The 501-nt window shown below is 72.5% G+C and carries 1 pseudogene; it reads left to right on the top strand.

Features of this window, described 5'->3' with window-relative positions:
* Window positions 1-501: pseudogene (locus HUK84_RS22740) on the top strand (4Fe-4S dicluster domain-containing protein); the annotation flags it as partial.

Genomic DNA, 501 nt, shown 5'->3' with positions numbered 1-501 from the left:
CGCCGCACTGGCTGGCGCCGCTGATCCGCGACCTGCAGACCCATCGGGGGGCGGCGCTGCTGCATGCCGGCCCTTCCCTGGCCCCCGAGGACCATGCGCTGGTCCTGGCGGTCAACGAGGCGCTGGGCGGACGGGGACGTACCTTCGACCTGATCGACCCGACCGCCTATCGCAACGTGGACATGGCGTCCGACATGGCCGCATTGCTGGACGACATGCAGGCCGGCCGGGTGGAGGCGCTGCTGGTCCTGGACAGCAACCCGGCCTTTACGCTGCCCGGCTTCGCCGACGCGATGGCGCGGGTGGACCTGACCGTCGCCCTGGCCCGCGCGCCGGACGAGACATCCGCCCTGGCACGCTGGTCCGTGCCGCTGGCCCATGATTTCGAATGCTGGGGCGATGCGCGGGCCTTCGACGGCACCGCCACGATCATGCAGCCGCAGGCGCTGCCGCTGTTCGGCGCCGTCAGCGCGCCGGCCATCCTGGACGCGCTGACGGGAC

This window comes from Nguyenibacter vanlangensis, from assembly GCF_013376155.1.
GTDB classification, from domain to species: Bacteria; Pseudomonadota; Alphaproteobacteria; order Acetobacterales; family Acetobacteraceae; genus Gluconacetobacter; species Gluconacetobacter vanlangensis.
Note: the sequence above shows the minus strand (reverse complement) of the source record. Positions and strands in the feature narration are given on the sequence as shown.